Below are 20828 nucleotides of genomic sequence, written 5' to 3' on the forward strand. Positions count from 1 at the left end.
CCGACGCGGGGTGGAGCAGCTCGGTAGCTCGCTGGGCTCATAACCCAGAGGTCGCAGGTTCAAATCCTGTCCCCGCTACGAGAAACATCGAAAGCCCGCTTCCGGTTCGCCGGTGGCGGGCTTTCGACTTTCCGCCGTGCGCCGCTGCTCGACTGATCGAGGCCGCCGCTGCTCGACAGATCGAGGCGCAGCCTGCGCGCTGGCGGCGGAGGTGACCCCACTGATCATCGCCGGAACGGGATGGGTTAGGGTTAACCAGTCGACGCGGGGTGGAGCAGCTCGGTAGCTCGCTGGGCTCATAACCCAGAGGTCGCAGGTTCAAATCCTGTCCCCGCTACTACCGGCAGTAAAAAGGTCCGGCCCCCATCCGTGGGGGCCGGACCTTTTTGGTACGTCTGACGCTCGACAGCGTGTGGGGCGCCGTACTGGCTCGCACCGGGGGAAGGCCCGTCGTGGGGCCGGCACCTCGCGGGCGCCGGCCCCACCCGGTTGCTACCGGAAGCCGAAGGCCCGGGTGACGCGCTGGGTGACACCGTCGCCGCTGCGCTGCGTGACGGTGACCCGGATGGACACGAAGTCGGCCTGGCGGGGCGCGTTCAGGTGCGCCTGCCAGGCGCCCTTCTTCTCGGTCAGCCCCTGCCGCTGCCAGGTCGCCCCGTCGTCGTAGGAGACCTCGAGCGTGAGCGCCGACACGGCGTCGCGTGCCGCGGTGCTGCCCACCACCACGGGCGTGATCGAGAAGTCGGTCCTGCGCGTCGCCCGACCCGCGGCGTCCACGTCCGTTCCGTAGTCCAGTTGGACCAGCGGGATGGCCTGCACCTCCGCGCTGCCGCCGGAGACGAAGCGCCACTCGGTGTGCGTGGCGGTCGAGTACGGGCTGAATTCGGGCTTGCCGGTGGTTTCGACCACCAGTCGGTACGGCAGTTTCTCCGGCGGCAGGTCACCCGCGCCGACCTTCGGCCAGCCGTCGAACCGGGTCAGTTGCCTGTCGCCCTGATAGAACGTCACGACCTGCGGCAGGCTGGCCCCGCCGCTGTGCGCGGCCCCCGCGTCGCCGAACCCCTGGATGTACGCGCTCATGGCGGTCTCGCCGCGAACTGGGATCTCGGTGCTGAGTAGACGCGGGTGGGTGATGGGCCCGAACCAGCGGTCCTTCTGGACGCTGCCCGGCCGGTAGGCGATCGCCTCCGTGTTCGACCGCGCCCAGTCGGCGACGTCGGCGTACTGCATCCACTTGACGTCGCCGCCGGCGGACACCCAGTCGGTACGCGGTCCGGACGCGACCGGCTCCATCGGGAACGGGCGTCCCGCCGCGTACTCGTAGGGCGGGAAGTCCACACGTGTTTCGGCGGACCGCTTGCCCGGGGGCGGGGAGAAGGTGAGGTCGATCCGGGCGAGGTTGCGCGGGCCGGTCTTGGCCGACGGGTCCCTGGGTACGCCACCTCGGTGGTAGTCCACCAGGTCGTACAGGTATTCGGCGCGGGGTGGGCCAGCACGGTCAGCCGTACCGCGTCGCGCCCGGCGGCGGTGATCTTCTGGATCAACGCCTCGCCCTCGTCAATTGTCACCGAGGCGACCGGGATCGGCCCGGTCGTCGCGGCGTCGGGGTTGCCGTACCAGTCGCTCTTGCGACCCTCGCGGTCGTTGACGACGACGAGCATCGCCGCCCCGGCGGTCTGCGCCGCCGCGGCCTGATCCGTGGGGGTCACCGAGTCGTTGGCGCGGACGACCACGGCCCGGCCACGGGCGGACAGGCCGGCGTAGTCGTCCTTCGCGCCGTTGCCCGCGAAGACGGCGTCGAGGCGTGTGGTGCCGTCGGTCAGCGGTCGTGCGCCGGGCTGTACGAGGGGATCGCTGACGCGTCGGCCGCCGTAGCTGATCTCCAACTGCGTCGGTACGGCGCGGATCCTGGTGGTGAGGACGAAGCTGCCCTTCGTCACCCTGCCCTTGCTCGGCAGGGCCCACAGGCTGTCGTAGACCGCGCCGGGCCAGAAGGTCTCGCGCAGGGCGTTCCAGTCGGTGGGTGTCGGTTCGGTCGCGGTGAAGGAGCGGTAGATGTCGATCCTGGTGTTGGTGACGGCTGTCGGGTGGGCGGTCGCCACCTTGACCTCGCGTGCCCGCGAGGCGTCGAGCTCCACGACCCGGTTTGTCGACAGGTCGACCTCGGGAACGGTCAGCATCGCGAGCCCCAGGGAGCGGGGCCCGTTGCGGCCCTGCACGTCGGCGGCGGTGACGACCGTGTAGGAGCCGGGAGCCCAGCGGCTGGTCAGCTTCCCGTCCGGGACCCAGAGGAAGGTGGAGCCCTGGTCGGCGCTGACGATCTCGACCTCGCCGCTGATGGGCCGGCCGGCGCGGTCCTTCAGGTGGATGGTGAGGTCGTACTTCTTGGCTTCGACGGCGACCCCGACGGCCGTGTGCACCTGGCCGGTCGCCCAGCGGGCCGTGACCTGCGCGGAGTACCGGCCCGGCGGGAGGCCCCCGGGGTCCACCACGACGTCGACGGTCGAGGTTCCGTTCGCGGGCACCGTGACGCGGTCGGTGGCCGCCGTGAACGTCTGTGCCGGGGATGCGCCCTGGTCGACGGAGAGGTCCACCGTGACCGGGGCCGTCGTCGTGTTGGTGTAGGTGATCGTCCGCTGGATCGGCTGCCGTTGGGTGCTGGAGGACGACCTGACCAGCCCGGCGTCCACCGATCCGGTCGCGATGACCTGGTCCTGGTGGTAGGCGGCGGCGACGTGCGGCGCCGCCATGGAGGTGCCGCTGTCGGTGAGGTAGAAGCCCTCGCCCCAGGTGATGTGCTGCGAGCGCGCCGCCAACACGTCCACCCCGGGAGCGGTCAGGTCGGGCTTCAGGGCCTCATCGATCGGGTGGGAGAGCGCAGCACATTGCCTCCAGGGTTGACCATGTGCCGAATCCGATCACCTCCGGAGATTCATGTAAAGATCATCATCTTTGCCGGAAGATTGCGGGGACGTTGCGCCCGGTCGGGTGCTCGCGGACGGGTTCGGTCCCGTGGTTCGGCGCGGACCGACGTGCCGAGGTTGCGTCCTTCGGCGAGGATGGGCACATGTCTTCATTCGGTAAGTGGTGGGGCCGGCTCAGCGCGGTCCTCGGTGGGGCCGTACTGGCGGTCTTCGTGCCCGTCGCGGCCTGGGCGTCCACGGGCACCGGCGAGGTGGTGGTGGAGGCCGCCCGCCGGCGGTCCCGCGGCGGCGGCGGCTTCGGCATCCTCAGCCTGCTCTGCTGCCTGGTGGTGGTTGGGGTGATCGTGTTCCTGGTGCTGCGTCTGACCCGTAATCGTCGCAACGGTCCGCCGCGCTGACCCGGCGGCCCGTCCCCATCGGTCGGTCGACGGCGGTCCGTCGGCCGACCGATGGGGGTCACGCCACGAGTGCGGCGTTGGCCTGGGCGATGAAACGTGAGGCGGCCTCCCGGGTGCCGGCCCGCTTGACGCGGATGCTCTCCGCGGTGGCGACCAGCAGGGTCCGCACGGTGGCGTGCCCCTTCGGGGGTGGCGCCGGGGCGGGCCCGAGTTGGTCGGCGATGGCCTCGCCGAACGCGGCGGCCCGTTGCTGGGCCGGGTCGGTGATGCTGCCCTCTGCATAGCGGCGGACGGCGAGACTGGCGTTCAGGCCACGTTCGTGGCCGAGGACGGTGCCGGCCTCGCCGTTCGTGGTCAGGAAATTGATCACGTCGGCGACGGTGTCCGGGTGGCGGGTGCCCCGGAACGCGGCCCAGTACATCGACGCGCGCGCCCACTGCGCGCCGGTCGGCCCCGGCAGGCCGACCATGCCCAGCTCGGCCTCGGTGAGACGCTGCAACTCGGGCAGTTGGTGGGACCACGCGAACGACGCGGCGGTCAAACCGGTCACCACCAGTTGCCGAGACGGCTCGCGGCTGTCGGCCTGCTCGACAAGCGCCGCGCCCGGGGTGGCCCGTCCCCTGCGGGCCCGCTGCCACAGCTCGAACCAGGCGATCAGCTGCTCCACGCCGAAACCGAGCTGCTTGCCCCGGTACAGCTCGCCGCCCTGCGACCGCAGCCAGAGCCAGAACGCCCGGTAGTCGCCGGACCCGTCCATGGTGCCGGCCACCCTGCCCTCGCTGGCCTCGGTGACCTGTTCCGCCCAGGAGGTGTACTCGGCCCAGCTCATTCCGGCGCGCGGCTCCGGCACCCGTAGCTCCCGCAGCAGGTCCCGGTTGAAGACCACACCCACGTGGGTCTGCCCGGCGGCCACCGCCATCGTCCGCCCCTCCACCGTGCCGTAGCGGATCAGGCCCTCCGGCAGGCCCCGCAGGTCGAGGTGATGGTCGCGGATCTGGTCGGTGAGGTCGAGGATGATCTGGCGTTGCGCGTACTCGGTGAGCACTGTGTCGTCGATCTGGATCAGGTCCGGCACGTTCCCGCCGGCCGCCTGGGTGGCCAGTCGCTCGTAGTAGCCGTCGGCGCCCTGCCAGGTGACCCGGAAGGTGACCCGTGGGTTGCGGTCCGAGTAGAGCCGCAGCACCTTCTCGGTGAGCTCGGCACGCTTGGTGCCACCCCACCAGAAGACCGACAGCTCGACCGGCCCGTCCTGGCTCGACGTGTCGGCGCCGTCGCTGCATCCGGCCAGCGCGCCGGACGTGAGCAGGGGCGCACCGAGCAGCGCGGTGAGCAGTCGGCGCCGGCCCGGGTCGGCGCCGAGGCGGTCGATCGGCTGTGGAACAACGGGCACGGGGGTCTCCTGGACCTGCGAGGGCGGCGGTCGGACCATTCACGCAGGGAGCGCACGAAGGTGTCAACGTCCGTCCGGTCACCCCCCGGCGCGGGTGGTCGAATCGGTCCCTCCGATGTCGCGTGGTGTACTAGGGCGCGTGGAACTTCTGCACTCGGGCAAGGTTCGGGACCTGTACGCCGACGGCGACGACCTGATCCTGGTCGCCTCGGACCGCATCTCGATCTACGACGTGGCGCTGCCGACGCCGATCCCGGACAAGGGTCGCCTGCTCACCGCACTCTCGCTGTGGTGGTTCGAGCAGCTCGCCGACCTGGTGCCGAACCACGTCATCTCGGCCACCGACGTGCCCGCCGAGTTCGCCGGGCGGGCGATCCGCTGCCAACGGCTGGACATGCTTCCGGTCGAGTGCGTCGCTCGCGGCTACCTCACCGGTGGCGGCCTACGGGAGTACGAGCAGACCGGGGCCGTCTCCGGCATACCGCTGCCGCGAGGGCTGGGCGAGGCGTCGATCCTGCCCGAGCCGATCTTCACACCGTCCAGCAAGGCGCCGATGGGCGAACACGACGAACCCATCACGTACGACGACGTGGTGGACAAGGTGGGCCAGGCCACCGCCGAGCGACTGCGGCAGATCACCATCGACGTCTACCGGCGCGGCGCGGAGCTGGCCGCCGACCGGGGCATCCTGATCGCCGACACCAAGATCGAGCTGGGCTTGGCGCCGGACGGCATCCTGGTCCTCGCCGACGAGCTGCTCACCTCCGACTCGTCGCGGTTCTGGCCGGCCGAGTCGTACCAGCCGGGCCGCGTGCAGTTCTCCTACGACAAGCAGTACGTGCGGGACTGGGCCACCGGCGGCGGCTGGGACAAGCAGCCCCCGGCGCCGGACGTGCCGGACGAGGTGGTCGAGGCCACCCGTGCCCGCTACGTCGAGGTGTACGAGAAGTTGACCGGCAACCGCTGGGACTGAGCGAGGCGCCGCACGCTGATAGCCTGCGGTCCATGGCCTCCCGGGAGCCTGCCAACCCGATGGTCCGTGTCGCCGCCGCCCGAGGGCTACGTGGCCCGGATGGCCGGCCGGCCGCGCTGGCAACGGGTTCTGGTGCCCATCCTCATGCTTCTGGTCGTCCTGGTGATGCCCGTCGGCCTCGGGCGCAACGTGATCGGTGCCGAGCGGGTGAGCATCCAGGTCGGGTCCTGCGACTTCGGCGGTCCGAAGGCGACCCATGGTGGCGCTCGCCGTCGTCTTCCTGCGGGCGGGGGTGCAGCGGTTACGGCGCGGCCGCTGAGCCGTTCAGTCCACCCAGTCGAGTGTGCGCTGCACGGCCTTGCGCCACTGGGCCAACTCCTTCTCGCGCAGCTCCGGAGCCATCGCCGGCTCCCACTGCGCGTCGGAGCGCCACTGCGCCCGCAGGGTGGCCAGATCCGGCCAGAAGCCGACCGCCAGACCGGCCGCGTACGCGGCGCCCAGGCAGGTGGTCTCGGTGATCCGGGACCTGATCACCGGCACGTCGAGCACGTCCGCGAGAAACTGCATGAGCAGGCTGTTGGCCGTCATCCCGCCGTCCACCCGGAGCCGGCGCAGCGCCACGTCGGAGTCGGCGTCCATGGCGTCGACCACCTCGCGGGTCTGCCACGCCGACGCCTCCAGCACCGCCCGCGCCAGGTGCCCCTTGGTGATGTAGCCGGTCAGGCCGGCGATCACGCCCCGCGCGTCGCTGCGCCAGTGCGGGGCGAACAGCCCGGAGAACGCCGGCACCACGTAGCAGCCGCCGTTGTCGTCGACGGTGCGGGCCAGGTCCTCCACCTCGGCCGCCGTGGAGATCAACCCGAGGTTGTCCCGCAACCACTGCACCAGCGAGCCGGTGACCGCGATCGCGCCCTCCAGGGCGTACGCCGGGGGTTGGTCCTTGATCCGGTAGGCGACCGTGGTGAGCAGGCCGTGTGTCGACGGGACCGGGCTGGCGCCGGTGTTGAGCAGCAGGAAGCTGCCGGTGCCGTAGGTGCACTTCGCCTCGCCCGGCTGGAAGCAGGTCTGCCCGAACAGGGCGGCCTGCTGGTCGCCGAGCGCGCTGGCCACCGGCACCCCGGCGAGCACGCCGGTGGCGGTGCCGTACACCTCGGCGGAGCAGCGGATCTCCGGCAGCATCGCCGCCGGCACACCCATCGCGTCAAGAAGCTCCGGCGCCCAGTCCAGGGTGGTGAGGTCCATCAGCATGGTCCGGCTGGCGTTCGTCACGTCGGTGACATGCTTGCCGGTCAACTTCCAGATCAGCCAGCTGTCCATGGTGCCGAAGAGCACCTCGCCGCGCTCCGCGCGCTCGCGCAGGCCGTCGACCTCGTCGAGCAGCCAGCGCAGCTTCGGCCCGGCGAAGTAGGTGGCCAGCGGCAGGCCCGTGCGGGCCCGGAACCGCTCCTCGCCGTACGCCGAGGCCAGCTCGCGCAGCAGCGGTCCGGTGCGGGTGTCCTGCCAGACGATGGCGTTCGCCACCGGGCGGCCGGTGGCCCGGTCCCAGACGACTGTGGTCTCCCGCTGGTTGGTGATGCCGACGGCGGCCAACCCGGTCGCGTCGGTGTCGGCTGCCCGCAGCGCCTCGGCGACGACCTGCTCGACGTTGTCCCAGATCTCCTCGGCGTCGTGTTCCACCCAGCCGGGGCGGGGGAAGATCTGCCGGTGCTCGCGCTGGGCGACGGCGACGATGTCCCCGGCCCGGTCGAACACGATGCACCGCGAGGAGGTGGTGCCCTGGTCGATGGCGGCGACGTACTCGGGGGTCACCGCAGCACCGTACCCAACACGGCGGCGTGGTGCGACAGGCGTCACGTCCGGTTACGGCCCGCCGCCGTCCGCCGCCCACCACGTCCCCTACGATGTGCGAACGTGCGCGACATCGCAGTTTTCAGTGGAACCGCCCATCCCGACCTGGCCGCCGAGATCTGTGCCCACCTCGGTGTGCCGCTGCATCCGGTGCGGGTGTCCCGATTCGCGAACGACTGTCTGGAAGTGCAGTTGCAGGCCAACTGCCGGGAGCGGGACGTCTTCCTGATCCAGCCGCTGGTGCCGCCCGTGCAGGAAAACCTGGTCGAGCTGCTGTTGATGATCGACGCCGCCCGGGGCGCGTCGGCCGGCCGGATCACAGTGGTGTTGCCGCACTACGCGTACGCCCGTTCGGACAAGAAGGACGCGCCGCGAATCTCGATCGGCGCCCGGCTCGTCGCCGACCTGCTCACGTCGGCCGGTGCCGATCGGGTGCTCGCGATGACGCTGCACTCGCCGCAGGTGCACGGCTTCTTCAGCGTTCCCGTTGATCACCTGCACGCGTTGCGGGAGTTGGCCAACCACTTCCGGCGCTACGACCTGAGCAACACGGTGGTGGTCTCGCCCGACCTGGGCAACGCCAAGGAGGCGGCGGCCTTCGCCCGGCTGCTCGGCACGCCTGTCGCGGCCGGGGCGAAGCAGCGGTTCAGCGACGACCTGGTCACGATCAGCGCGGTGATCGGCGAGGTGGCCGATCGGGACGTCATCGTGCTGGACGACGAGATCGCCAAGGGCAGCACGGTGATCGAGCTGATGGAGCACCTACGCGGCCTGAAGGTCCGCTCGATCCGGCTCGCCTGCACGCACGGGCTCTTCTCGGGTGACGCGTTGCGGCGACTCAGCGACCAGGACGGCGTCCTGGAGATCGTCTGCACCAACACGGTGCCCATCCCGGCCGTGAAGCGGGTCCCCGCGTTGGAGGTGCTGTCGGTGGCCCCGGCCCTGGCCGAGGCGATGCGCCGGATCCACAACGGAGAATCCGTCTCCGCGCTGTTCGCCTGACCGTGCCTCTCCCGCCCCCGCCCCCGCCCCCGCCCCCGCCCCCGCCCCCGCGCCCGCGCCCAGCCCTCACACCGCACCCGCGCGATCTTGCGGTTTCTGTCGCGACATAAGGGATATCCCACTCATCCTGACAACAGAAACCGCAAGATCGCCGAAACGCCTGGCCTGACCAGCGTGGATCATGGAGTTGTGGTGCCTCGCATAAGGGGCGCATGCGGAGCTGTCGCCCACCACGACTCCATGATCGACGGGTGGGGGTGGGGGTGGGGGTGGGGTTAGCGCGGGGTGTGGTTGTGCTGGGCGAGGCTTGTGGTGACGCGGACGGTGGTGCCGGCGGTGCTGGTGACGACCTCCATGGCGTCGGTCAGCTCGCGGGCCAGCCAGAGGCCCCAGCCGCCGGCGGTGTCCGTGGTCGGCCGGGTGCGATCGCCCAGCCGCTGCGGGCTGATCCCGTGCCCGTGATCGGCGACCTCGCAGACCAGCAGCTCCGACTCGTGCCAGAGCCGGAGCCATCCCCGTCCGCCGCCGTGCCGCACCGCATTGGTGATCAACTCGTTGATCGCGAGCACGAAATCGTCAAGCCGTTGGCCGGCGAGCCCGGAGGCGTGCGCGCAGGAGGTGACCGAGTGTCGAATCTCGGTCACCTGGGCCTGGTCGAAGGCGTCGGCGATCAGGAGGGCAGGTTCGATGGGCACAACCGTACGCGGTGCGTGCGGATCTGCGTTCGTCATGGGCCCGTCCCGGCGGCGCATCTCGGAGTATTTCGCGGCTTTTCCACCGTACGTCAGGGTTTCCCGAACCGCACTCGCTGCCCGCCGTGCTACCGGCCGCATATGGCATCGTGACGGCCATGCCGTCGCCGCCGGGTGGATTCGAGGTGCCGCTGTGGCGTGCGCTTGCGGTGTTCAGGCTGGCGTCGCTGGCGTACGTCTGCGTGCTCGCGGTGCGCGACGCCGACCGGTACGCCCACCCGTACGCCGTCGGGGCCCTGGTCCTCGTGATGATGACCTGGACCGGGGTGACCGCTTTCGCGTACGCCCGACCGGCCTGGCGGCGCTGGCCGCTGCTGCTGGCCGATCTCGGAGTGGTGCTGGCCGTCGTGCTCGCCACCCCGTGGGTGGTCGGGCGGACGGCGCTCACCCACGGCGTACCCACGATGGGGGTGGCCTGGATGGCCGGCCCGGTGCTGGCGTGGGCCGTCTCCGGCGGCCGGCGGCGGGGCACGGTCGCCGCGCTGCTGGTTGCCGGCGCGGACCTGGGCACCCGGGAGCGGATCGGCCAGTCCTCGTTCACCGGGGTCATCCTCATGCTGCTCGCCGGGGTGGTGGTCGGGCACGTGGCCCGACTCGCGGCCGGCGCCGAGGCGCGACTGCAGCGTGCGGTGGAGCTGGAGGCCGCCACGCGGGAGCGGGAACGACTGGCCCGGGGAATCCACGACTCGGTGCTCCAGGTGCTGGCGCTTGTCCAACGAAGGGGCGCTGACCTGCCCGGCGAAGCCGGCGAGCTGGCCCGGCTGGCCGGCGAGCAGGAGGCCGCGTTGCGGGCGCTGATCGCCGGCACCGGTCCGGCCGCCGCCGTGCCCCTGGACGGGCCCGACGCGGCCGTGGACCTGCGGACCCTGCTCGGCCGGTACGCCTCATCGGCGGTGGCGCTCTCCGCCCCGGCCACCCCGGTGCCGCTGCCCCGCGCGGTGGCCGGAGAGTTGGCCGCCGCGACCGGCGCGGCCCTGGACAACGTGGGGCGGCACGCCGGCGGACGGGCCTGGGTGCTGATCGAGGACGAGGGGGAGACGGTGACGGTGTCGATCCGCGACGAAGGCCCGGGCATCCCGGACGGCCGGCTGGCCGAGGCCGCCGCTCAGGGCCGGCTCGGCGTGACCCAGTCGATCCGGGGCCGGGTGGTCGAGCTGGGCGGGACGGTGCGGATCGCGTCCGCACCCGACGCCGGCACCGAGATCGAACTGACCGTGCCGAGGGCACGGCGGTGAACCCCACCCGGGTGATGGTGGTCGACGACCATCCGATGTGGCGGGAGGGCGTGGCCCGCGACCTGACCGAGGCCGGATTCCTCGTGGTGGCGACGAGCGGTGAGGGCCTCCAGGCCATCCGGGTGGCCGCCGCCGCCCGGCCCGACGTCGTCGTTCTCGACCTGCAACTGCCGGACATCTCCGGCGTCGAGGTGATCCAGGGTCTGCGTGCGGCACTGCCCGACGTGCGGGTGCTGATGCTCACCGCCAGTGGCGAACAGCAGAGCGTGCTGGACGCGGTCAAGGCGGGGGCCACCGGTTACCTGGTGAAGTCGACAGCGCCCGCGGAGTTCCTCGACGCGGTCCGCCGGACCGCGGCCGGCAACGCGGTCTTCACCCCCGGCCTCGCCGGGCTCGTCCTCGGCGAGTACCGCCGGCTGGCCGCCGGGCCGGGGCAGGGACCCGACCCGGCCGGCGGAGCGGAACCGGCGACGCCCCGGCTCACCGACCGGGAGACCGAGGTGCTGCGGCTGGTGGCGAAGGGGATGTCGTACAAGCAGATCGCGCAGCGACTCGGGCTGTCGCACCGCACGGTGCAGAACCACGTGCAGAACACCCTGGGCAAGCTGCAACTGCACAACCGCGTCGAGCTGACCCGGTACGCCATCGAACGCGGCCTGGACGACTGACCCTCCTCAGACCGAGCGCGGCGGCTCCGTCTCGTGGATGGCCAACTCCTCGGCGGTCGCCCCGCCGCCGGCGGAACCGGCGTCGTACGCCACCGAGTTGGTCTCCTGGTCGGTGTGCGACCCCTCGTCCGGCTCGACCAGCCGACCCACTGTGGCGTCGGCCACCGTGCCGAGCTGACCGTGGTCGTAGAGGGAGACCGGCGAGTTCGGATCCGAGGTGGGCCCCGGGTCCATCACGTCGGCGTCCAGCTGTGCCTCCGCGGCGGCTTCCAGGTTGTCCGCCTCGAAGGCGATCTTCGGGTCGATCGTTCCGGCCAGCGGGTCGTCCGCCGGGCGCTCGTAGACCTCGCGGTCGAGCTTGTAGTCCAACGACTCACCGTCGAGCTGCTCCTCGGCGGTCGTCCCGAAGCGGTCCACCGCCACCGGCGTCCGGTCGCCAGGGAGTTGGGCCGGGTCCGGGCCGTCCGCCTCGCGCCCGGTGAGGACGTCGTCGTTGGCGGTCGAGTCGTCATCGGCGGTGTCGGGCAGACCTTGCGCCTCGGTGTCGGACACGGGGGTCGGGTACTCGTTGTCGCGCATGTCTGATCACTACCCGCTGCCCTGCCGCCATAACCGGAGCACCGCAGGCTGTGCCATTGGCAAAACCGGCGCCGGAGGCGAAACGCCGCATCAGCTGAGGTGCGCGGCCTCGTCCTCCGGGTGCAGCACGCACCACACGACCTTGCCATCCGGCAGGGCGCTGCTGCCCCAGCGACGGGCCACCGTGTCGATCAGCAGCAGACCCCGGCCGCCGACCCGGTTCGGCGGGGAGAGCCCGGCGAACGTCGGCCGACGCGCGGAGTAGTCGCGCACCGCCAGGTGCAGGGTGTCGCCCTGGGGTGCCAGCCGTACCGTCATCGGGGTGCGTGCGTGCGCCACCACGTTGTTCACCATTTCGGTGATCGCGATACTGGCCGGGTCGACAAGCATCGACATGCCCCAGCGTCGGCAGCCGGTGGTGACCAGGTCACGGGCCTGCCGGGCGGCTCCCACCGCCGGGGCCAGGTCGGCGCTGAGCACCGCCGCCAGCGGCGCCACCGCGACCGAGGCCAACGCGCCGTCCACCGTCGGCCAGGCCGGCACGCCGGCCACCATGCTCGGCCGGGTCGGCGCTGCGGCGTCCACCTGCTCGGACCGGTCGACCGCCGGGTCGCACACCAGCAGATCCACGGCGGGCCAGTCGGCGACCTCGCGGCGCACCTCGGCGAAGACGGCACGTCCGGCCGCGTCCGCGACCCGCAGCCCGCTCACGTCGGCCACCACCGGACCCGGTCGGTCCCAGAGGCAGGCCAGCAGGGCGCCGCGTACCGTTTCGGCTCCGGCGGCATCAAGCGTCCCGGTCAGCCGGACCACCGCCGACGAATCGTCGATCTCCACCAGACAGCTCGACATGATCGCACCATTGTGCGCGTCGGTGACGGTTCGCGCATTCGGGCGGTCGATGCCGGTCATCAGGGCGCCAGCCTTGATCGGCGGTTGATCGCCGCCATCGTCCCGACGGCGGTGCCGGCGGCGGCGAGACCGAACGCGGCGGTCATCCGCACCAACTGACGCCGTCGACCGTGCCAGCCGCCGTCGCGGTGGGCCTGCCCGTCGGCGTCGAAGACGTTGCCGCTGGTGTCCACCCGCGCGCCCGGGCCGAACTGTGCGCGGTGGGCGTACCAGCCGAGAGCGCGCTCCACGAGCGCGGGCGCCAGCCGCCACTGCAGGCCGAGCAGGCGGGCCGCGCCGCCGGCGTACGCCTCGCGGCGGGGCCGGCGCAGCACCCGGACGATGGTCTCGGCGACCACCTCCGGCGGGTATATCGGGGGCGGCGGCATCAGTTCCCGCCCGCTGTGGTTCGCCGCGTGCCGGAAGAACGGGGTGTCGATGGTGGCCGGCAGCACCGTGCAGACGGAGATCTGGCCGCGACCGGTGACCCGCAGCTCCTGTCGGACCGTGTCGGCCAGCCCGCGGATGCCGTGCTTCGTGGCGTTGTACGCCGACTGGTACGGCATGGCCACCTCGGCCAGCGCCGAGGCGTTGTTGACGAGCACGCCACCGCCGGCCGCGCCGAGGTACGGGAGGGCGGCCTTGATGCCGTGCACCGTGCCGAGCAGGTTGACCTCCAGCACCCGGCGGAACTCGGCGACCGGGATCTCGTCGAACAGACCCACCGCGCCGACGCCGGCGTTGTTCACCCAGGCGTCGATCCGGCCGAACTCGGCCGCCGCCCGATCGGCCAGCCGCTGCACCGACTCCAGATCGGTCACGTCGGTCGGTACGACAAGCGCCCGGCCGCCCAGCTCCAGGCAGCGCAGCGCGACCTGGCGGAGGGCCGCCTCGCTGCGGGCGGCCAGCACGACTGCCGCGCCCCGGCGGGCCAACGCGTACGCGGTCGCCGTGCCGATCCCGCTGGACGCGCCGGTGATCACCACGGTCGAATCGTCGAGGCTGCGGGTCAGCGGCATTCCTCAGCGGTACCCCCGCCCAGGCCAGGTCATGCCACCTGTTGATTGTCGATCTTCGTGGGATTGCCGTGTGGTGTGGTCAATGTGGTTGCCGTGGCGCAAGCGTCGGTGGCACTCGCGGGCACTGTTCCCGATCTGCCAGGTTTCGACTCCCGCCCCCGAGGTTAATGGGACGCTCTGAACGGGAGGACCACTGCCGAGGAAAGATCGCAGGGAGGTGACCCATGCGCGTCGGCCTCGTCTGCGCGCACGCCAGCTCATACCGCCACGCCGACGGCCCACCGGTCGGCACCCGGCAACACATCGCACGGGTCGCCGCCGAATTGGCCGAGCGAGGCCATGACGTACGGCTGTACGAGCGCCGGGACGACCCCGGCCTGCCGGCGACCGTCGACGTCGATGGCTACCAGGTGCTGCAGGTGCCAGCCGGCCCGCCCACCCCACTACCCACCGCGAAACTCATCCCGTACGTCACGGAGTTCGGCCGCTGGTTGGCCGACTCGTGGTCCGGCGCCTGGCGGCCCGAGGTGGTGCACGGGCACTACTGGGTCGGTGGCCTGGCCGCCGCGCACGCCGTCCGGGAGACCGAGATCCCGGTGGTGCAGACGTTCCACTCGCTCGGCGTCGAGCAGGCACGCCACCTGGGCGGCCACTACGGCGGGCCGGGGGAGCGGATCACTCTCGAACGTGCGCTGACCCGGGCGGTCGACATCGCCGTCGCCCAGTCGAACGACGAGGTCGACGAGCTGACCCGGATGGGTCTGCAACGCAGCTCGGTCGCGCTGGTGCCGGCCGGTGTGGACATCGAGCAGTTTCAGCCCGACGGCGAGGCGGCCCCCCGCGAACAGCGGGCCCGCATCCTCTCGGTCGGCTCACTGTCCCCGGGGCACGGCCAGGAGGACCTGGTCCGGGCGATGCGACTGGTCGGCGACGCCGAGCTGGTCATCGCCGGTGGGCCGCCGGCCGACCAACTGGCCAACCATGCCGAGGCGCGGCGGCTGCGTGAGCTGGCCGAGCAGGTCGGCGTCGTCGACCAGGTACGGCTCGTCGGAGCGGTGCCGCACGACCAGATGGCCACCTGGTACCGCTCGGCGGACGTGGTCGCCTGCACGCCGCACTACTCCTCCGCCGGGCGGGTGTCGCTGGAAGCGATGGCCTGCGGCGTGCCGGTGATCGGTTACGCGATGGGCGGCCTGGCGGACGCCGTCGTCGACGAGGTCACCGGCCGCCTGGTGGCCCCCGGCGACGTGCGGGCGCTCGGCGTCTCGCTGCGCCGGCTGCTCGCCGACAACGCCGGCCGCTTCGCCTACGGGCACGCCGCTGTGGACCGGGTGCGCAGCAGCTACACCTGGGAGCGCACCGCAGGCGCGTTGGAGCGGCTCTACGAGCGGGTGGTGAGTCGCCGCAAGCCGGTCGAGGCCTGAGCGGGCCGGTCGGGCGGCCCGGTGTCTCAGCCGGACCGCCCTACGACGACCATGGCCTGGTCGCGACGGTGTGCCACCGCGCGTTGCTGCTGCGGCTCGGCGTACCGGGTCAGCCCGATCACCGCGGCCAGGGTGACCAGGAAACCGGCCGCGGCCAACCACTCCCGGCCCGGCCAGATCTTGTCGTTGAGCAGCAGCAGGCCGACGACCGCGGCCGGCACCGCGCCGGCGGCGTCCATCGCGGCGACCGCCGCGGTCGTCGAACCGCGCTGCATGGCCAACCCCAGCAGCAGTTGACCGACGATCGAGTGGGCGATCAGCAGGTAGAACAGCGGGTGGGAGAGGAACGCCTCGGCGGACGGCGCGGACGCCAGGGGACGGGCGGCGACCGCCGCCGAGCTGAACGCCAACCCGGCCAGCGAGCCGAGAGCCACCGAGCCGGGCGCCCCGCGCAGCCGGACGGCGAAGACGCCGAGCACCGCGATCACACCGAGCGCCACCAGCAGGGCGATCGACCCAGCGGTGCCGAGCTGCTTCGACGGCGCCGGCCGGGCGGACAGCACCAGCGCGGTGATCCCGCCGAAGAGCAGGGCCAGCAGCACCACCTCCGCCACCGGCAACCGCCACTTCAGCACCAGCACCCCGAGGATGGCGGTCACCCCGAGCCCGGCCGCGACGCTCGCCTGCACCAGGAACAGCGGCAGGTCCCGGCGGGCCAGGAAGGCGAGCACGAATCCGCCGATCTGGCAGCCCAGGCCGATCAGGTACGTCCGGTGCCCGGCGAGACGCAGCAACAGGCCCGGGTCGAAGGTGTGATGGACAGTGGTGCGGGCCGCGGCCACCGACTGGAGGAGGTTGGCGAAGCCGTACGCGACGATCATCGCCGCGAGAAAACACCAACCGGAGGAGACCACCTGGCGAGGATAGAGGTTGACGGGGGTCAGCGCTCGGCTGGCCGATCGAGCTGGCCGAGGATGTCGGCGTGCAGCACACCGTTGGTGGCCACCACGCTGCTGTCGGTGCCCGGCGCGCCGGCCGGAGCCTGTCGACCCGACAGATCCGTGACCGTGCCACCCGCCTCGGTGATGATCGGCACCAGCGCCGCCACGTCCCACAGTGACAACTCCGGTTCGACCATCACATCCAGTGCGCCCTCGGCCAGCAGCATGTAGCCGTAGAAGTCGCCGTACGCCCGGCTGCGCCACGTGGCCCGCATCAGGTCCAGCATCGCGTCGAGCCGCCCGGCGCGCTCCCACCCGTCGAGCGACGAGTAGCAGAAGCTGGCATCCGCGATGTCGCGTACCGCGGACACCCCGATCCGCTCGCCGTCGGCGGAGCCGGGACCGGCGTACGCGCCCGCGCCCGCGCTCGCCCACCAGCGCCGGCCCAGCGCCGGTGCGGACACCACGCCGACCGCCGGCCGGTCACCGTCGTAGAGCGCGATCAGGGTGGCCCAGACCGGCACGCCCCGGACGAAGTTCTTGGTGCCGTCGATCGGGTCGATGATCCAACGACGGCCGTGCGGGGCGGTGGCCGGTTGCGCGCCGTACTCCTCGCCGAGCAGCCCGTCGGTCGGCCGGTGCTCGGCCAGCAGGGCGCGGATCTCGCGCTCCACGGCGGTGTCCGCGTCCGAGACCGGCGTCAGGTCGGGCTTCGACTCCACCCGCAGGTCGAGCGCGCGAAACCGGGCCGTGGAGACGGCGTCGGCCCGGTCGGCGAGCAGATGGGCGAGGGCGAGGTCGTCGGCGTACCCGGTCATGCCGGCAACCTAGCCGACGCCCGTCGGCTCACTCGTCCGGCCCGCGCCGGTCACCCTCGCCGGGCCCGCGCTGGTCGCTCTCACCGCGCGAGTCACCCTCGCCGGCGCGGGAGGCGAGCAACCGGCGGTACGAGCCCAACCGGCGCGGGTCGGCCTTGCCGGCGGCCACCCAGGCGTCCAGCCCGCAGGCGGCCTCGTCGGCCGTGTGCTGGCAGTTGGGCGGGCAGTCGACGGTGCCCTCGACCAGGTCCGGGAAGCCGTGCAACAGGCTGTCGGCCGAGACGTGTGCCAGCCCGAAACTGCGGATACCGGGAGTGTCGATGATCCAGCCGGGGTCGGTGTCGACGCCGGGCACCGGTGGCAGCCGCAGCGCCACCGCGCTCGTGGAGGTGTGTCGGCCCCGGCCGATCGCGCTGACCACGCCGACCGCGCGCAGCGCGTCCGGGACGAGGCGGTTGACGAGCGTCGACTTGCCCACCCCGGAGTGCCCGACCAGCACCGACACCTTGCCGCTCAGCAACGTGCGCAGCGCGTCGAGGTCGGAGTCGGGACGGTTGAGCACGTACGGCAGCTCCAACTCGGTGTAGTAACCGAGCACCTCCTCCGGCCCGGCCAGGTCGGCCTTGGTGAGGCAGAGCAGCGGCTCGACGTCCGCGTCGTACGCGGCCACCAGGCAGCGGTCGATGAACCCGGTGCGCGGCGGCGGGTCGGCGAGCGCGCTGACGATCACCAACTGGTCGGCGTTGGCCACCACCACCCGTTCCAGCCGGCCCTCGGCGGTGGTGTCGTCGTCGTCGGCGGTGCGGCGCAGCACCGAGCGGCGTTCGGCGATCCGGACGATCCGGGCGAGAGCGCCCTCCGCCCCGGACGTGTCCCCGACCAGGCTGACCCGGTCGCCCACCACCACCGACTTGCGGCCCAGCTCGCGGGCCCGCATCGCGGTCACCGTGGGCAGCTCGGCCCCCACCACGCCGCGCTCGGCCCCGGCCAGCACGCACTGGTAGCGCCCCCGGTCGACGGCGATGACGAAGCCGTCCACCGCGTCGTTGTGCTGGGGGCGGGTGCGCGTACGCGGCCGCGACGACTTTCCGGGCCGGACCCGTACGTCGTCCTCGTCGTACTCCCGCCGTTTGGTCGCCAGGACCTGTCCTCTTCTCGCGTCAGCTCTTAGTGAGCGTCCGGAAACCCCGCAGCGGCTGCGGCTGGACTCCGCCTCGCTCGCCACGGGGTTTCCGGACGCTCACTTTCCGGTCACCATCGCTGACCATAGTGCCGGGAACTCGGGCATGGTCTTGGAGGTACACCCCACGTCGTCCATTTCGATGCCGGGGACGGCGAGCCCGGCCACCGCGGCGGCGTGCGCCATGCGGTGGTCGTGGTAGGTGCGGAAGAGCCCGCTGCGCAGTGGGCGGGGTCGGATCTCCAGCCCGTCCGGCGCCTCGGTGATGTCCGCCCCGAGAGCGGTGAACTCGCGCGCGAGCGCGGTCAGCCGGTCGGTCTCGTGGCCACGGATGTGCCCGACGCCGGTGAACACCGACGGCGAGTCGGCAAGCATGGCCAGCGCGGTGAGCGCCGGGGTCAGCTCGCTGACGTCGGAGAGGTCGGCGGTCAGGCCGTGCACCACGCCGGTGCCGCGGACGGTCAGCCCGTCTGTGGAGAGGGTGACCTCGCCGCCCATCCGCTGGAGCAGCGAGCGGAGTTGGTCGACCGGCTGCGCGCTGCTGTGCGGCCAACCCCGCAGGGTCACCTCGCCGCCGGTGACCAGGGCGGCGGCGAAGAACGGCACCGCGCCGGAGAGGTCTGGTTCGATCTCCCAGCCGCGCCCGGTGAGCCGCCCGGGCTCGACGGTCCACACGTCGGGGGTGCTGTCGTCGACGGCCGCGCCGGCGGCCCGCAGCATCCGCACCGTCATCCGCAGGTGCGGCGCGGAGGGCACCGGGGGGCCGACGTGCCGCACCACGACGCCCCGGTCGAAGCGCGCGCCGGCCAGCAGCAACCCGGAGACGAGCTGGCTGGAGGCGGAGGCGTCGATCACCACCTCGCCCCCGGTCACCCGGCCGGAGCCGAACACGGTCAGCGGCAGGCTGCCCGTGCCGGTGACGTCGATCCGGACGCCCAGCGAGCGCAGCGCCTCGACGAGCGGGCCGAGCGGCCGGGTGCGGACGTAGGGGTCGCCGTCGAAGGTGACCGGCCCGTCGGCCAGCCCGGCCACCGGCGGCACGAACCGCATCACGGTGCCGGCCAGGCCCACGTCGACGTGGGCGGGGCCGACAAGCGGGTGCGGCCGGACCAGCCAGCGCTCGTCGTCGCTGATCGACACATACGCGCCCATCGCGCGCAGGCCGGCGGCCATCAGCTCGGTGTCGCGGGCCCGCAGCGGCTCGGCAAGCGTCGACGGGCCGGCCGCCAACGCGCTGAGCACCAGGGCACGCGCGGTCATCGATTTGGATCCGGGCAGGCGCAGCGTCACCGCTACCGGGTTGGACGCGGTCGGCGCGCTCCACGGCTGTGGCGGCCGGGTCGCCGTCAGATTCGCCACGGTTACATTCTGCCGCTTCGGCGGCTCGGCGGGGAAAGCGGTGGTCGTACTCCCGGTTGGCGGGACAGCCGGTAGGGCTGGGACGCGTTAGCGTGTGGTCCATGTGCGGCAGGTACGCGACGACCCGGACCTCCGGTGAGTTGAGCGCGCTGTTCGAGTCGTCCGACGACACCGACGGCCTGCTCCGACCGGATCACAACGTCGCGCCCACCGACCCGGTGCCGCTGGTCCGGGTGAGCCCCGAGGGGCACCGCAGCCTCTGCGTCGGTCGCTGGGGTCTGCTGCCGCACTGGTCCCGGTCTCCCGCCGGGGCGGCCCGCATGATCAACGCGCGGGCGGAGACGGTGGCCACCAGTCGGGCGTACGCCGGGTCGTTCTCCCGACGCCGCTGCCTGGTCCCGGCGGACGGCTGGTACGAGTGGGTCCGTCGCCCCGACGGTGGGCGCCAGGCCTATTACCTGACGCCGAGCGACGGTTCGGTGCTCGCCCTGGCCGGCATCTGGTCGGTCTGGCAGTCCGAGGCCGACACCCGGCTCACCTTCAGCGTGCTGACCACCGCGGCGCTCGGCGAGCTGGCCGAGGTGCACGACCGGATGCCGGTGCTGCTGTCGCCCGAGCACTGGTCGTCGTGGCTGGCGCCGACCGACGAGCCGGAGCGGCTGCTCCTCCCGGCATCGGCGGAGCGGCTCGCCGGGCTGGAAATCCGGCCGGTCGGTGCGGCGGTGGGCGACGTCCGGAATGACGGGCCGCAATTGACCGCCCGGGTGCCGGTGGAGCCAGTGGTGCGACCGCAGGAGCTGACCCTGTTCTGAGACCGGCCGCCGCACATCGTCAAGCGCCGATTTGCCAGGGTTGCGCGCGATTCGTCTCCTGGCCGTTCAGTCATGTTCCCGGCAGACCCTTGTCTCGGTGTTGAGAAGTGCGATAGAACACAGCGCCGGTAGTGGCTGTCGATTCGCACGGGGCGAGTGGCGTCCACCGATTTTGCCGGTCCCACGGGGGAGGTGGGTGGATGACACGGGCGCGTATGCCTAGGCCGCACGAGGTGGCTGCGGCGCGGCGAGATCCGCGACTGCTGCGGGCCGTGCGGGAACGACGAGAAGACGACGCGTGGCGCACCAGAGGCACATGCCAGAGCGTCGATCCGGAGACATTTTTTCCGGCACCGAACGAACCGGCGGACGCCGCCGTCTCGCTGTGTCGCAGTTGCGACGTGCAAGGGTCCTGCCTGGCCTGGGCCCTCGACGTCGGTGACTGCCACGGCGTGTGGGGTGCCACGACACCTCGCGAACGGCGGGCGATGCTTGTCGCCTGGCGTGGCGAGGTCGAGCCGGCCCCGGATGCCGTCGACGACGCCGGCCCGCCGGTGCGGGATCGGCTGCTCACCCTGGTCCCGTTGAGCTGATCAGCCCACCGGCCCGCACCCG

19 protein-coding genes, 2 tRNA genes and 1 pseudogene are annotated in these 20828 nt (G+C 72.2%); 10 read left to right on the forward strand and 12 right to left on the reverse strand.

All coding sequences use genetic code 11. From position 1 onward, the window contains the following. The first annotated feature begins 4 nt into the window (after positions 1-4). Positions 5-78 (forward strand) — tRNA-Met (locus tag ACLQ29_RS04765). Between the two features lie 185 nt (positions 79-263). Then, a tRNA-Met gene (locus ACLQ29_RS04770) sits at positions 264-337 on the forward strand. A 155-nt stretch (positions 338-492) separates the two neighbouring features. Here ACLQ29_RS04770 and ACLQ29_RS04775 read toward each other — a convergent pair. Further along, positions 493-1080 carry a hypothetical protein gene (locus tag ACLQ29_RS04775; RefSeq protein ID WP_425770382.1) on the reverse strand — a complete coding sequence of 196 codons (588 nt, stop codon included), beginning with the start codon at positions 1078-1080 and terminating at the stop codon, positions 493-495. Continuing rightward, a complete protein-coding gene (locus ACLQ29_RS04780) occupies positions 1077-2864 on the reverse strand; it encodes a PA domain-containing protein (RefSeq protein ID WP_425770758.1) in 1788 nt (595 codons plus the stop codon). Before ACLQ29_RS04780 ends, ACLQ29_RS04775 begins: the two co-directional genes overlap by 4 nt. Positions 2865-3067: 203 nt before the next feature. Between ACLQ29_RS04780 and ACLQ29_RS04785 the strand changes: the two genes are divergently transcribed. Continuing rightward, positions 3068-3322 carry a hypothetical protein gene (locus tag ACLQ29_RS04785; protein WP_393372016.1) on the forward strand — a complete coding sequence of 85 codons (255 nt, stop codon included), beginning with the start codon at positions 3068-3070 and terminating at the stop codon, positions 3320-3322. A 58-nt stretch (positions 3323-3380) separates the two neighbouring features. On the opposite strand, the gene ACLQ29_RS04790 is transcribed toward ACLQ29_RS04785, so the two are convergent. Further along, positions 3381-4712 carry an ABC transporter substrate-binding protein gene (locus ACLQ29_RS04790; protein WP_425770383.1) on the reverse strand — a complete coding sequence of 444 codons (1332 nt, stop codon included), beginning with the start codon at positions 4710-4712 and terminating at the stop codon, positions 3381-3383. 139 nt (positions 4713-4851) lie between these two features. On the opposite strand from ACLQ29_RS04790, the gene ACLQ29_RS04795 reads away from it, so the two are divergent. Next, entirely contained in the window at positions 4852-5685 is an 834-nt protein-coding gene (locus ACLQ29_RS04795) for a phosphoribosylaminoimidazolesuccinocarboxamide synthase (protein WP_425770384.1), read from the forward strand. A gap of 324 nt (positions 5686-6009) precedes the next feature. On the opposite strand, the gene glpK is transcribed toward ACLQ29_RS04795, so the two are convergent. Beyond that, entirely contained in the window at positions 6010-7494 is a 1485-nt protein-coding gene (gene glpK, locus ACLQ29_RS04800; protein ID WP_425770385.1) for a glycerol kinase GlpK, read from the reverse strand. A 102-nt stretch (positions 7495-7596) separates the two neighbouring features. Here glpK and ACLQ29_RS04805 point away from each other — a divergent pair, with 102 nt between their 5' ends. Continuing rightward, on the forward strand, positions 7597-8535 hold the full coding sequence (locus ACLQ29_RS04805) for a ribose-phosphate diphosphokinase (RefSeq protein WP_425770386.1): 939 nt from the start codon (positions 7597-7599) through the stop codon (positions 8533-8535). Positions 8536-8810: 275 nt separating this feature from the next. Here the strand turns inward: ACLQ29_RS04805 and ACLQ29_RS04810 are convergent, their stop codons facing one another. After that, the gene (locus ACLQ29_RS04810; protein ID WP_425770387.1) at positions 8811-9266 is read right to left on the reverse strand and encodes an ATP-binding protein; all 456 of its coding nucleotides are present in this window, start codon (positions 9264-9266) and stop codon (positions 8811-8813) included. Positions 9267-9385: 119 nt separating this feature from the next. On the opposite strand from ACLQ29_RS04810, the gene macS reads away from it, so the two are divergent. Together macS and ACLQ29_RS04820 are read left to right on the forward strand one after the other, a co-directional pair. Beyond that, positions 9386-10522 carry a MacS family sensor histidine kinase gene (gene macS / locus ACLQ29_RS04815; protein WP_425770388.1) on the forward strand — a complete coding sequence of 379 codons (1137 nt, stop codon included), beginning with the start codon at positions 9386-9388 and terminating at the stop codon, positions 10520-10522. Between the two features lie 14 nt (positions 10523-10536). Continuing rightward, on the forward strand, positions 10537-11190 hold the full coding sequence (locus tag ACLQ29_RS04820) for a response regulator (RefSeq protein ID WP_425770759.1): 654 nt from the start codon (positions 10537-10539) through the stop codon (positions 11188-11190). 6 nt (positions 11191-11196) lie between these two features. Here the strand turns inward: ACLQ29_RS04820 and ACLQ29_RS04825 are convergent, their stop codons facing one another. The 3 genes from ACLQ29_RS04825 to ACLQ29_RS04835 form a co-directional block, all read right to left on the reverse strand. Further along, positions 11197-11769, reverse strand: coding sequence for a DUF5709 domain-containing protein (locus tag ACLQ29_RS04825; protein ID WP_425770389.1), 573 nt, complete (start codon positions 11767-11769; stop codon positions 11197-11199). Between the two features lie 90 nt (positions 11770-11859). After that, positions 11860-12621, reverse strand: a complete 762-nt coding sequence (locus ACLQ29_RS04830) for an ATP-binding protein (RefSeq protein WP_425770390.1) — start codon at positions 12619-12621, stop codon at positions 11860-11862. A gap of 59 nt (positions 12622-12680) precedes the next feature. Next, complete coding sequence (locus ACLQ29_RS04835; RefSeq protein ID WP_425770391.1) at positions 12681-13679, reverse strand: SDR family oxidoreductase; 999 nt, start codon at positions 13677-13679, stop codon at positions 12681-12683. 224 nt (positions 13680-13903) lie between these two features. On the opposite strand from ACLQ29_RS04835, the gene ACLQ29_RS04840 reads away from it, so the two are divergent. Then, the gene (locus ACLQ29_RS04840) at positions 13904-15103 is read left to right on the forward strand and encodes a glycosyltransferase (protein ID WP_425770392.1); all 1200 of its coding nucleotides are present in this window, start codon (positions 13904-13906) and stop codon (positions 15101-15103) included. On the opposite strand, the pseudogene ACLQ29_RS04845 reads toward ACLQ29_RS04840, so the two are convergent. From ACLQ29_RS04845 to aroA, 4 genes and pseudogenes are all read right to left on the reverse strand, one after another. Then, positions 15061-15984, reverse strand: a pseudogene (locus ACLQ29_RS04845) (hypothetical protein). The gene ACLQ29_RS04840 and the pseudogene ACLQ29_RS04845 overlap by 43 nt on opposite strands. A 59-nt stretch (positions 15985-16043) precedes the next feature. After that, on the reverse strand, positions 16044-16862 hold the full coding sequence (gene hisN / locus ACLQ29_RS04850) for a histidinol-phosphatase (protein ID WP_425770393.1): 819 nt from the start codon (positions 16860-16862) through the stop codon (positions 16044-16046). 28 nt (positions 16863-16890) lie between these two features. Continuing rightward, a complete protein-coding gene (rsgA, locus tag ACLQ29_RS04855) occupies positions 16891-17901 on the reverse strand; it encodes a ribosome small subunit-dependent GTPase A (protein WP_425770760.1) in 1011 nt (336 codons plus the stop codon). A 201-nt stretch (positions 17902-18102) separates the two neighbouring features. Further along, positions 18103-19401, reverse strand: coding sequence for a 3-phosphoshikimate 1-carboxyvinyltransferase (gene aroA / locus ACLQ29_RS04860; RefSeq protein WP_425770394.1), 1299 nt, complete (start codon positions 19399-19401; stop codon positions 18103-18105). 101 nt (positions 19402-19502) lie between these two features. Between aroA and ACLQ29_RS04865 the strand changes: the two genes are divergently transcribed. Both ACLQ29_RS04865 and ACLQ29_RS04870 read left to right on the forward strand, forming a co-directional pair. Next, the gene (locus tag ACLQ29_RS04865; RefSeq protein WP_425770395.1) at positions 19503-20213 is read left to right on the forward strand and encodes an SOS response-associated peptidase; all 711 of its coding nucleotides are present in this window, start codon (positions 19503-19505) and stop codon (positions 20211-20213) included. A gap of 200 nt (positions 20214-20413) precedes the next feature. Continuing rightward, a complete protein-coding gene (locus tag ACLQ29_RS04870) occupies positions 20414-20806 on the forward strand; it encodes a WhiB family transcriptional regulator (RefSeq protein ID WP_425770396.1) in 393 nt (130 codons plus the stop codon). Positions 20807-20828: the final 22 nt, after the last annotated feature.

The sequence above is a fragment of the Micromonospora sp. DT228 genome (assembly GCF_049841595.1).
In the GTDB taxonomy this organism is placed as follows: Bacteria; Actinomycetota; Actinomycetes; order Mycobacteriales; family Micromonosporaceae; genus Micromonospora.

Excerpts from the sequence above, each read along its gene's own strand:
- ACLQ29_RS04820 (WP_425770759.1), top strand. The coding sequence starts at position 10,537 with ATGGTGGTCGACGACCATCCGATGTGGCGGGAGGGCGTGGCCCGCGAC.
- ACLQ29_RS04865 (WP_425770395.1), top strand. The coding sequence starts at position 19,503 with ATGTGCGGCAGGTACGCGACGACCCGGACCTCCGGTGAGTTGAGCGCG.
- ACLQ29_RS04830 (WP_425770390.1), bottom strand. The coding sequence starts at position 12,621 with ATGTCGAGCTGTCTGGTGGAGATCGACGATTCGTCGGCGGTGGTCCGG.
- hisN (WP_425770393.1), bottom strand. The coding sequence starts at position 16,862 with ATGACCGGGTACGCCGACGACCTCGCCCTCGCCCATCTGCTCGCCGAC.
- ACLQ29_RS04785 (WP_393372016.1), top strand. The coding sequence starts at position 3,068 with ATGTCTTCATTCGGTAAGTGGTGGGGCCGGCTCAGCGCGGTCCTCGGT.
- ACLQ29_RS04825 (WP_425770389.1), bottom strand. The coding sequence starts at position 11,769 with ATGCGCGACAACGAGTACCCGACCCCCGTGTCCGACACCGAGGCGCAA.
- macS (WP_425770388.1), top strand. The coding sequence starts at position 9,386 with ATGCCGTCGCCGCCGGGTGGATTCGAGGTGCCGCTGTGGCGTGCGCTT.
- ACLQ29_RS04810 (WP_425770387.1), bottom strand. The coding sequence starts at position 9,266 with ATGACGAACGCAGATCCGCACGCACCGCGTACGGTTGTGCCCATCGAA.
- ACLQ29_RS04775 (WP_425770382.1), bottom strand. The coding sequence starts at position 1,080 with ATGAGCGCGTACATCCAGGGGTTCGGCGACGCGGGGGCCGCGCACAGC.
- ACLQ29_RS04835 (WP_425770391.1), bottom strand. The coding sequence starts at position 13,679 with ATGCCGCTGACCCGCAGCCTCGACGATTCGACCGTGGTGATCACCGGC.
- ACLQ29_RS04870 (WP_425770396.1), top strand. The coding sequence starts at position 20,414 with ATGACACGGGCGCGTATGCCTAGGCCGCACGAGGTGGCTGCGGCGCGG.
- ACLQ29_RS04840 (WP_425770392.1), top strand. The coding sequence starts at position 13,904 with ATGCGCGTCGGCCTCGTCTGCGCGCACGCCAGCTCATACCGCCACGCC.